9 protein-coding genes are annotated in these 9,831 nt (G+C 67.3%); 3 read left to right on the top strand and 6 right to left on the bottom strand.

Features of this window, described 5'->3' with window-relative positions; translation table 11 throughout:
- On the top strand, positions 1 to 347 hold a 347-nt coding region (locus tag GJ693_RS16920; RefSeq protein WP_197042113.1), incomplete at its 5' end, for a hypothetical protein.
- A 20-nt stretch (positions 348 to 367) separates the two neighbouring features.
- Here GJ693_RS16920 and GJ693_RS10685 read toward each other — a convergent pair.
- On the bottom strand, positions 368 to 1,300 hold the full coding sequence (locus GJ693_RS10685; RefSeq protein ID WP_156256293.1) for an aspartyl protease family protein: 933 nt from the start codon (positions 1,298 to 1,300) through the stop codon (positions 368 to 370).
- 207 nt (positions 1,301 to 1,507) lie between these two features.
- Here GJ693_RS10685 and GJ693_RS10680 point away from each other — a divergent pair, with 207 nt between their 5' ends.
- Positions 1,508 to 2,080 carry a TMEM165/GDT1 family protein gene (locus GJ693_RS10680; RefSeq protein ID WP_156256292.1) on the top strand — a complete coding sequence of 191 codons (573 nt, stop codon included), beginning with the start codon at positions 1,508 to 1,510 and terminating at the stop codon, positions 2,078 to 2,080.
- Here the strand turns inward: GJ693_RS10680 and GJ693_RS10675 are convergent.
- Genes GJ693_RS10675 through GJ693_RS10660 form a run of 4 tightly spaced genes read right to left on the bottom strand, consistent with a single transcriptional unit; the run spans position 2,073 to position 8,172 of the window.
- Positions 2,073 to 3,269, bottom strand: coding sequence for a CaiB/BaiF CoA transferase family protein (locus tag GJ693_RS10675; protein ID WP_156256291.1), 1,197 nt, complete (start codon positions 3,267 to 3,269; stop codon positions 2,073 to 2,075). The two genes, GJ693_RS10680 and GJ693_RS10675, sit on opposite strands and share 8 nt — an antisense overlap.
- Positions 3,270 to 3,280: 11 nt before the next feature.
- Positions 3,281 to 5,173 carry a hydantoinase B/oxoprolinase family protein gene (locus GJ693_RS10670; RefSeq protein WP_156256290.1) on the bottom strand — a complete coding sequence of 631 codons (1,893 nt, stop codon included), beginning with the start codon at positions 5,171 to 5,173 and terminating at the stop codon, positions 3,281 to 3,283.
- Positions 5,174 to 5,176: 3 nt separating this feature from the next.
- Positions 5,177 to 7,216: a hydantoinase/oxoprolinase family protein gene (locus GJ693_RS10665; RefSeq protein WP_156256289.1), complete on the bottom strand. Its 2,040-nt coding sequence runs from the start codon at positions 7,214 to 7,216 to the stop codon at positions 5,177 to 5,179.
- On the bottom strand, positions 7,213 to 8,172 hold the full coding sequence (locus GJ693_RS10660; RefSeq protein WP_156256288.1) for a hydroxymethylglutaryl-CoA lyase: 960 nt from the start codon (positions 8,170 to 8,172) through the stop codon (positions 7,213 to 7,215). Before GJ693_RS10660 ends, GJ693_RS10665 begins: the two co-directional genes overlap by 4 nt.
- Before the next feature lie 58 nt (positions 8,173 to 8,230).
- On the opposite strand from GJ693_RS10660, the gene GJ693_RS10655 reads away from it, so the two are divergent.
- Positions 8,231 to 8,866, top strand: a complete 636-nt coding sequence (locus GJ693_RS10655) for an isochorismatase family protein (protein WP_156256287.1) — start codon at positions 8,231 to 8,233, stop codon at positions 8,864 to 8,866.
- Here the strand turns inward: GJ693_RS10655 and GJ693_RS10650 are convergent.
- Positions 8,842 to 9,540, bottom strand: a complete 699-nt coding sequence (locus tag GJ693_RS10650; RefSeq protein ID WP_156256286.1) for a GntR family transcriptional regulator — start codon at positions 9,538 to 9,540, stop codon at positions 8,842 to 8,844. The two genes, GJ693_RS10655 and GJ693_RS10650, sit on opposite strands and share 25 nt — an antisense overlap.
- Positions 9,541 to 9,831: the final 291 nt, after the last annotated feature.

The raw sequence follows: 9,831 nt of genomic DNA, 5'->3' as shown, positions 1-9,831 counted from the left end.
GCGGGAGGCACTGCCTGCTCAGCGGCCGGCCGCTGACCTTCGTGCGCACCAGCGCGGCTCGTCCCGCCGCGCTGACCGTGCGGCGCGGCGACGGCCGCACGCTCAAGTTGGCCTTTGCCGCTGGCCAGCAGAGCTGGACGGCACCGGCCGGCTTTTTCGTGGGCGGCGGCCGCTATCGCCTCACCCTGGCGGGCAGAAGCCAGCAGTTGACGATCACGCCGCTGCCGCTGCCCACTGGTGCCGATGCGACGGCGACGCTGGACACCATTGCGCAAGGGTTGGCTGCAGCCGGTTGCCAGCGCCAGTTTGCGCTGATGGCGGACAGGATCGCGCCTGCGCGGCCCTGAATCCCGACCCTGAACGCGGCTCAGCGCAGGGTGAAGCGCACCTTGCGGTTGCCGAAATCGAGCGCCACCCGGCGGAAACTGCCCAGCAGGTCGGAGCCGAGGAAGATGGCGGGCTGGGTGCTCAGGCCGAACAGCGCGAACGGCGGTGCATCGGCAAAGGCGACCACGACATTGTTGAGGGTGAGGCCGCCGATCTTCACATTGTCGAGCACAATCGCTTCGGCCTTCAGCGTCTGGCCAGTGACCGACAGCAGTTCGATGTCGATCATCTTGTCTGGCCGCCGCGTGCCGTAGAGGCGCTGGCGCAGCGCCTTGTTGCCGAGCGTGATCTCGCTGCCGGTATCGATCACCGCCGAGACCGGGCGATTGCTGATCGATGCCTGGGTGATGATCAACTGGCCCTTGCGGCGCCGGGCGGTGACGACGATTTCGGTGCCGTCACTGCTGATCGGCCGGCGCGAATCCTGCACGGTGATGGTGCGCTTGTCGAAATCGAGCAGCAGCCGCTGATCGGCTAGCGCATCAATGCCGATCAGGCCATCGGCGCCCAGCGCGCGGGCGGGCAGCGCTGGCGCCTGCAGCGGGCCAATTTCGGACTGGCCAAGCGTCAGTTCGGCCACCTCCACGGTCATGACATCGCGCGTGCCCGCCATGCCCTGCACGCGCACCGACTCCCCGGCCGGCAGGTTCAGGCGCGTCGCCAGGCCTTCACTCACCACCGACCGGTCAGCGCCGGAATCGACCAGGAACCGGTGTGGGCCGGTGTCGTTCACCTTCACATCGATGAACATGCGCTTCTTCAGCTGCTCGGCTTCCAGCGCTTCCCCGATGATCTCGAGGTTGTTGTCGATGGTGGCCGGCGCAATGAAGGTCGAGCCGGGCAGGGTGATGCTGGTGGCCGGCGGTGTCACGCTGGCCACGGCGGCGGCCAGCATCAGGGGGAACAGGGGCATGGGCACATTGTGCGCCGTGGACGGCTTGTCTGCAAGCTGCTATCGCGGCCTGGTCATCCGGGGAGTAGCCCCCAATGGCGCCATCAACATGCTTGGCCGGCCTGGCCATGGTGGCGTCAGCTCCTGGCAGAGCAGGCAAGACCGATGGCGTTGTGGCCGCACCCGGCGGGCCATGGCGCCGTTCGTGTCTGCCGGGTGGAGCAATTCATGGCCGATTTCCTGACCATCGTGGGCACCGCCACCGGCCTCGTCGCCATGGCCGAAGTGGGCGACAAGACGCAGCTGCTATCGATCATGCTGGCCGCGCGGTTTCGCCGGCCGTGGCCGATCATTGCCGGCGTGCTGGTGGCAACGCTGGCAAATCACGCACTGGCGGCCTGGGCCGGGGCGGCGCTGTCGGCCTGGTTTGCGGGCCAATGGTTCCACATTGCGGTCGGCCTGGGCTTCATCGCGACGGCGGCCTGGGTGCTGGTGCCCGACAAGGCCGACGACGCACCCCCTGTCAGTCACGGCGGCGTGTTCCTCACCACCACGATCGCCTTCTTCGTGGCGGAGATCGGCGACAAGACCCAGATCGCCACCGTTGGCCTGGGCGCGCAGTTCCACGACGTGGCGGCCGTCACCATCGGCACCACGTTGGGCATGATGCTGGCCAATGTGCCGGCGGTGTTCCTCGGCGAACGGGCGCTGCGCATCGTGCCGCTGGCGGTGATGCGCTGGCTGGCGGCACTGGTGATGGCCGGGCTGGGCGCGGCCATGCTGTGGACCGCGCTCAGATGATGTTGCGGGCCTTCAGATCGGCCAGCGCCGCTTCATCAAGGCCGAGCATCTCGCCATAGACCGCGTCATTGTCCTGCCCGATGGTTTCGGGCGCGCGGCGGCGGACATTGCCGGGCGTGGCTGACAGCTTGGGGAAGACATTCTGCATCTTCACTTCGCCCCAGCGCGGGTGCGGTACGCCGATGATCGCCTCGCGCGCCTGGAAGTGCGGATCATCCAGCATGTCCTGCGGGCGATAGAGCTTGCCGGCCGGCACGCCGGCGTCGATCATCTTCGCTTCCAGCTCGGCGATGGTCAGCGTCCGCGTCCATTCGCCGATCAGCGTGTCCAGCTCTTTCTGATGCTTGCCGCGGGCGACATGGTTCACATAGCGCGGGTCTTTCGCCAGTTCGGGCCGACCCATGGCGTCGCACAGGCGGCCGAACACCGTGTCCTGGTTGGCGCCGATCAGATATTCGCCATCCTTGCAGGGATAGACGTTGGACGGCGCAATGCCCGGCAACACCGAGCCCGAACGCTCGCGCACATAGCCCGAGGCGACATATTCCGGCACGAGGCTTTCCATCACCTGCAGCACGGCCTCGTAGAGGGCGGAATCGACGATCTGGCCCTTGCCGGTCATGTGGCGGTGATTGAGCGCGGCCAGCGCACCCAATGCGCCATAGGTGGCGGCCAGGCTGTCGCCGATTGACACGCCCATGCGGCTGGGCGGCCGGTCCGGATCGCCAACGATGGCGCGCCAGCCGCCCATCGCCTCGCCAATGCCGCCAAAGCCGGCGCGCGCCGAATAGGGGCCGGACTGGCCATAGCCCGAGACGCGCACAATGATCAGGCCGGGGTTCTCGGCCATCAGCACGTCCGGCGACAGGCCCCATTTCTCCAGCGTGCCGGGCCGGAAATTCTCGATCAGGATGTCCGCCTTGGCGATCAGCCGCCGGGCCAGCGCCTGGCCTTCGGCTTCGCGCAGGTTGCACGACACCGCGCGCTTGTTGCGGGCGACGACTTCCCACCAAAGCGGAAAATCGCCGCGGCCCCAGACACGCATCGGATCACCCTGGCCGGGCGGCTCCAGCTTGATCACGTCGGCGCCCATGTCGCCGAGCAACTGCCCGCAGAAGGGACCGGCAATCAGCTGGCCCATTTCCACGACCTTGATGCCGGCAAGCGGCCCGGTGGCGTCCACGCTCATCGCCGCCGTCCTTATTCGGCCGCGATGGCCATGTGGTGCCACACCGGCGGCTTCGGCGCCGGCAGGCCGGTTTCGGCCTCGCAGCGCGCGCGCAGTTCTTCCACCGTGCCGCCATAGTTGAAGATGGCGGGTTCGGCGGGTTGGGTCGCCGCCAGTTCGGCGCGCAGGGCGGCGGTGGCGGCTTCGTCCACCCGGCCGTCGGCATCGGCCACCACGCCATAGGCGCGGGCGCCGGCCACGCTGACCAGGCCCTGGCGGATTTCGAGGCCAACCAGTTCGGGCGCTCGTTCCAGCGGGTTGCCCCAGCCGCCGCCGCCCCAGGTGATGAAATGCAGCTGGTCGCCGGCCTCGACATCCAGGCTGTCGAGCTTGTTGGCCACCACGGTCTGCGTGCCATCGGCCTTTTCGAGGATCTTGCGCGCGCGCTGGCCGGGCTCGCCGCCGTTGACGCCCCAGGGATAGGTGAACCAGCGATCATCGTGGATGGAGACGCTGCCCGCCGACAGGAAGCGGTAGGACATCAAGATGCCGTTGCCACCGCGGAACTTGCCCGCACCGCCGGTATCGGCCAGCGCCTCGTAACGCTCGATGCGCAGCGGGAAATAGCGTTCCAGGAATTCGTTGGGCACGTTGGTGAAACCGGGCCACAGCGAGTGGCCATCGGGGCCATCGCCAAACGGCTTGCCGGGGATGCCGCCGAACCCGATCTGGAACAACTGGAACCATTCGCCATTTTTGCCGGGGCGCTGGTCACGGCCCGAATACATGAGGTGTGGGGAGGAGCTGAACCCGGCGGCGCACAGGAATTCCGGCGTGCGCTGGCCGAGCAGCGCGCCCAGCAGATCGAAGATGCGGCCCAGCGCGTGGGTGCGGCCCGACAGGGCGGCAGGGTAGCGCGGCTTCAGCAACGAGCCTTCCGGGATTTTCACCTCGATCAGATCATAGAAGCCATCGTTGAACATGATCTGCGGATCGAAGACCATGATCATGTAGATGCCGAAGAACATCTTGAACATGTTCTCGTTCAGATAGAAGTTGATCGCCGCGTCGCTCTGCGGATCGGTGCCGTCGAAATCCAGCACCACCTTGTCGCCGACGCGCTGCATCGTGCACTTGATTTTGTAGGGGCCAAAGCCGACGCCGTCGTCGCAGACATGGTCTTCAAAACTGACCTTGTCGGTGGAGACGCTGCTGGCAATCAGCGCCTTCATGGCGCGGTGGTTGCGGGCGAGCAGCGCGTCCATGGCGGCCACCACTTCATCTTCACCAAAGCGCGCGCACATCTCGTCAATGCGCCGCGCCGCCACGCGGCAGGAGGCGATCAGCGCGTTCAAGTCGGCCGCGCACCAGTCCGGCTTGCGGGTCTGGTGCATCACCAGCTTGATCAGATCCTCGTTATACTCGCCCTTGCGCCAGATCTTCACCGGCGGGATGCGCACGCCTTCCTCGAAGATGGCGCGCGCGTCGATCGGCATCGAGCCGGCGACCTTGCCGCCAATGTCGCTCTGGTGGCCGAACATCGCCGTCCACGCGACGAGCCGCCCGGAGCGATAGACCGGCAGCAGCACCAGCCAATCGTTCGAGTGCGAAATCGCGCCTTCGCAGCTGTAGGGATCGGACAGGAAGATCATGTCGCCTTCCTCGATGCTGCCGTCCCAGCCCTTCAGGAAGCCGTCGATGAAGCTGCCGAACTGGCCGACGATCATCTTGCCTGCCGGATTGGCGATCATCGGGAAGGCGTCACCCTGCTCGCGGATGCCGGGTGACATGGCGGTGCGCACCAAGGTGGCGTCCATCTCGATGCGGGCATTCCTGAGCGCATTCTCGATGATGTCGAGCGTGACCGGGTCAATGGTCTTGGCCGCAAACGGGCGCGGGTTGGTCTCGATGATACGGGCGGGCATGTCTCAGGCCTCCGGGGTGATGAGGAGGTTGCCGACGGCGTCGACAGTGGCGATGTGGCCGTTGTGGACCAAGGTGGTGGAATCCATCTCGGTGATCACCGCCGGTCCCTTGACGATATCGCCGGCACGCAGCTTGGACCGGTCGTAGATGCCGGCAGCGCGGGCCTGGCCGTCCATCCACACTTCATGGTCGCGCACGCGCGCGGCGGTGGGGTTGCCGTCACCCTTTGCGATGCGTTCGGCCGAAACATTGGCGGCCTTGCCCAGCGCGACGACGCGGATGTTGACCAGTTCCTGCGGCACGCTGAGGTTGAAGGTGAACAGCCGTTTGTGCTCCGCATCGAAGCGTTCGGCAAGGCTGTCGATGGTGGAACCCGGCGGCGAGTAGAGCGGCACCTCGAAGGCCTGGCCGGCGTAGCGCACGTCGATCTCGACGCGGATCTCGATGTCGCTGGCGGCAACGCCTTCGGCCGCCAGTTCGGCGCTGGTCTGGGCGATCAGCTCGTCGATCACCGCGCCGACTTCGGCATCGCTGGTTTGGGTCACCAGCCGGTTGAAGCTGCGCTGGGCATCGACACGCAGGCGGGTGGTGGCATCGCCATAGGCGCACAGCACGCCGGGCGAGGGCGGAATGATCACTGGCCACGACCCCATCAGCATGCCCATGGCATTGCCGTGCAGCGGCCCGGCGCCGCCAAACGCCATCAGCGCGAAATCGCGCGGATCATAGCCCTGCTGGACGGACACCAGCCGCAGCGCGCCAAACATGGTTTCGTTGACGATGGCGATGATGCCGGCAGCGGCTTCGAGCAGCGGCAGGCCGAGCGCGTCGGCCACGGTCTGCACCGCGCGCTTGGAGGCCTCGCGATCCAGCTTGAAGGTGCCGCCGAGCAGGTTTTCCGGCAGATAGCCGAGCACGACATTCGCATCGGTGACGGTCGGCAGTTCGCCGCCGCGGCCATAGGCGGCTGGGCCAGGCACGGCGCCCGCCGATTGCGGGCCAACACGCAGCGCCTTTGTCAGCTCCGGCACGGTGGCAATGGAGCCGCCGCCGGCGCCCACCGTCTTCACGTCCAGCGAGGAGGCGCGGACGGTGAGGTGGCCGACGCTGGTCTCACGGCGCAGGCGCGGCTGGTAATCCTCGATCAGGGCGACGTCGGTGGAGGTGCCGCCCATGTCCAGCGTCAACACGTTGGGGAAGCCGGCGTTCTTGGCGATCCACACCGCGCCGGCGACACCGCCGGCCGGGCCGGACATCAGCAGGTTGACCGGCGCGGTGCGGCTCTTTTCGGCGGACATGAGCCCGCCGTCGGAGCGCAGCAGCGACAGCTTGGCCGGCGTGCCCCAATCCTTCAGCGCGGCTTCAAGATTGCCGACATAGCGCGACACGGTCGGGCGCACGGCGCTGTTGGCGACCGTGGTCAACGCCCGCTCATATTCCTGCATCTCGGGCAGGATGTCGGCTGATACCGAGACCGGGATGCCGGGCAATTCCTCGGCGCAGATTTCAGCGACGCGGCGTTCATGGGCGTCGTTCATGTAGCTGTTGATCAGGCAGACGGTGATCGCCTCCACCTTCTCCTCGGCCAGCCGCTTCAGGCTCTGGCGCAGCGCCGCTTCGTCCAGCGGGCGCACGATGGCGCCATCGGCGCCGATGCGCTCGGCGGCCTCGATCGTGGCTTCCAGCGGCGCCATCGGGGTGGGCTTGGGCCACACGATCCACGCGGCCAGCCCGCCGGGAACAAGGCTGCGGGCGATCTGCAATATATGGCGATAGCCTTCGGTGACGATCAGGCCGACGCGGGCGATCTTGTGTTCCAGCACGGCATTAGTGGCGACCGTGGTGCCGTGCAGGAACAGCGACAGGTCCGTGGCCGAAATGCCGGCCTTTTCCGCCAGTTGGCGGGCGCCAGCAATCACCGCCTCGGACGGATCATGCGGGGTGGAGGGCACCTTGTCGCGCACGGCGCGGCCCGTCGCCTCGTCAATCACGATCAGGTCGGTGAAAGTGCCACCGACGTCGACTCCAAGGCGATAGCTCACGTGTTTGCTCCGGTGGGAATGGGTCGCGCGACGAAGTCACCGGCCTTGCCTGCCCGGCTGGGCAGCGCCCGGCCCATGATGGCGGCAAACCAGCGATTGGCGTCCAGCGTGGTTTCAAGATCATAGCCGGTGGCAATGCCTGACCGGCCAAAGAGATAGAGCAGTTCCTCGGTGCCGACATTGCCGGCCGCGCCGGGCGCGAACGGGCAGCCGCCGAGGCCGCCCAGCGCCGAATCGAAGGTGCGGCAACCGGCCTGGTATCCGGCCCAGGCATTGGCCGGGGCCAGCCCGCGGGTGTCGTGCAGGTGCAGGCGGATGGGGATGGGGGCGATGGCCTCGATCACGCGGGCGGTGAGATCGCCCACCTGGCTTGGCACGCCGACACCGATCGTATCGGCCAGGGCGATTTCCTGCGCGCCGGCATCGGCCATGCGCTTGGCCAATTCGACCACGCGCTCAGCCGGCACCGGCCCTTCATAGGGGCAGCCGAAGGCGGCGCTGATCGTCACCTGGGCGTAAAGCCCGGCATCTCTGGCCATCTTCAGCATGGCGGCGTTGGCGGTGATGCCATCAGCGATGGTCTGGCCCTGGTTGACGACACCAAACGTGTCGCTCGCCACCAGCACGCAGCCGGCCTCATCAAGCGGCCGCGGATTGGCCTGTGTGGCGATGGCCCGGGCCACCCCGCGTTCGTTCAGGCACAGGCCGATGAAGCGCACGCCGGGCGCTGCCGGGAGGCCCTGCGCCACGGTTTCGGCATCGGCCATCTGGGGCACGCGGCGCGGATTGACGAAGGACACCACTTCGACACGGCGGGCACCCATGGCCACCAGATGGCCAATCAAGGCCAGCTTGTGGTCACTCGAGACCAGCGTCGCCTCGTTCTGCAGGCCATCGCGGGGCGAAACCTCGACGATTGACACCGGATCGGTGGGGAAGGGGGTGGCGGCGGACATGGGGTTTTGTATACAAAGTGCATGTGCGCCTGTATAGACGGCGCGGACAGGAGAAATCGTGACTGACGCCAATCGGCAAGCTGATTATGCCGCCGCCGGGTTCGGCCAGGGGCTCGCACTGGGCCTGCGGCCGGCGCTGCTGATGATCGATTTTGCCCGCGCCTATTTCGCTCCGGACTCGCCGCTCTATGCCGGCGTCGAGACGGCCCGCGATGCCGCCGCGCAGGTGTTGGCCGCAGCCCGCGCCCACGGCGTGCCGGTGTTTCACACCCGCGTGGAGTACCAGCCGGGCGGCGCCGATGGCGGGGTGTTCTTCCGCAAGATCGCGGCGCTGAAGGTCTTCGAAGCTGGCAGTCCGCTTGGCGATTTCGAGTCGCCACTGGCGCCGGCGCCCGGCGAGACGGTCATCACCAAGCAATATCCCTCCGCCTTTTTCGGCACCGATCTCGCGATGCGGCTGAACAGCGCAGGCATCGACACGCTGGCGATCTGCGGCCTCTCCACCTCCGGCTGCGTGCGCGCCTCGGCCGTCGATGCCATCTGCCACGGGTTCGTGCCGGTGATCGTGCGGGAAGGCGTGGGCGACCGGCTGGCAGCGGTGCACGAGGCCAATCTGTTCGACCTGGCCGCCAAGACCGCAGAACTGCGCGGTATTGACGAAATCATCGCCTATTTCGAACGGCTTGCATCCTGAAAGGCGTGCAGCGCGCGGCGGATATGGGCGGTCATCACCGCCCGCGCCCAGTCTTCATCATGGGCGGCAAAGGCCTGGATCAGCTGGCCATGTTCATGCGCTGAGCGCACCAGATCGGCCTGATCATAGCGGGTGGCGGTGCGCCGCACGATGGCCTGTTCCACCAATCCGGCCAGCATGGTGGCCAGCCGCGCCGAGCCCGATGCGCTGAGGATCAGGTCGTGAAAACGCCGGTTTTCGGCGAGGAACCTGGCGATGTCGGGCTGCGGCTGGGCCACGGCGGCTTCGATGGCGGCGTTGCAGAATTTCAGTTCGGCGAGCTGCCCCGGCGTCATCCGGCGTGCGGCGCGGGCGGCGGCATGGCCTTCCAGCATGGCGCGCAGGGCAAAGATTTCAGCGACATCGTCATTGTCCCAATTGGCCACGACGAGGCGGCCGCCGGGGGTGCGCGAGGCATAATGTTCGGCTTCCAGCCGGCGCAGCGCCTCACGCACCGGGGTGCGCGATACGCCAACGATATCGGCCAGCGCCTCCTCGCGCAGCGGCGTGCCGGGGCTGGCGTCGCCGGCCAGGATCAGCCCCCTGATCTCGGCATAGGCGCGTTCAGAGGCGCTGGCGGAGGCACTGGCGGCCGCGGCGGCGGCGCTGCGGGCGCTGGAGGCGGAAGCGGCCATGGTTCCCCTGTTGCAAAATGGTCGCGCTGGCGTGGCTTTGCAGCGAAACGGACGAAAGCCCGCTTGCCAGTGCGCATTTTTGTATACATTAGCGTCTTCAGCTTGTCACCAAACATAGGCCAGCAGGGCGGGGAGCGGGGAAATGACGACGATATTCAGCACGCAAACTGAGGCCAACGGGGTCCAGCCGCTGCCGGGCGCTGGCCGCCGGTTGCCCGCGGCTGGCCCGGCGTTGGTCCGCGCGCACCTGCTGCTGGGCGTTTCGGGCCTGCTGCTGGCCACCAGCCCGGC

This window comes from Sandarakinorhabdus oryzae (assembly GCF_009733735.1).
Lineage (GTDB): Bacteria > Pseudomonadota > Alphaproteobacteria > Sphingomonadales > Sphingomonadaceae > Sandarakinorhabdus > Sandarakinorhabdus oryzae.
Note: the sequence above shows the minus strand (reverse complement) of the source record. Positions and strands in the feature narration are given on the sequence as shown.